At 39.8% G+C, this 601-nt stretch carries 1 pseudogene; it reads right to left on the bottom strand.

The features are described from left to right. Positions 1-380 (bottom strand): annotated as a pseudogene (locus B3182_RS15080) (ammonium transporter); the annotation flags it as partial. Between the last annotated feature and the right edge of the window lie 221 nt (positions 381-601).

The following is a 601-nucleotide window of genomic DNA, read 5'->3' as shown; positions in this document are numbered from 1 at the left end:
AAGAAAATAAAGATCTGGAAGTTATTCAAACCCGGAAAAACTGCCGGATCCACATTTTGCGCCATTGAATTTGAAAGTCCACCGCCGGCCCACCAGTCTTTAATGGTATCTACCAGGGTGTAATCTACCATGATGTAATATTGTGATGCCCAAAAAGCAAAACCAATCAGAAAGTAAGCCGTAAAACCGATAAAAAAACCAACCATTTTTTCTATCGTGGCATTAAAGATATTACGTCTTCGGACTCCCCCCACATCAATCAGCATTAAACCAATCACAACAAAAATAGCCCCGACGGTACCCGAGGCATACACCAGATTTTGCACAAGCATTCCCAGACTAACCTGCTCGGCAAACAAATTTGCGACTTCTGTTTCCATAAAAGTATCCCTTATTATATTTTTAGCTGCGGATGGGAATTCAACCGCAGGGGATCGAATCTATTCCCCGGTCAAAGGTGTGTCTATTAGTCAGACTAATTACTACTTAGGGGGTAATAGCCGTTGATATGGCTTACTTTTTAGCGATTTGGCATTATTTGGGGTGAAGAAATGGCTTTGTTTTTTTATAAGAAAAACTAAATTGTTTTCGCAATAAAAAT

Origin of the sequence: Methylophaga sp. UBA4204, assembly GCF_002379485.1 — a bacterium.
In the GTDB taxonomy this organism is placed as follows: Bacteria; Pseudomonadota; Gammaproteobacteria; order Nitrosococcales; family Methylophagaceae; genus Methylophaga.
This window is presented reverse-complemented; position numbering and strand designations above follow the sequence as displayed.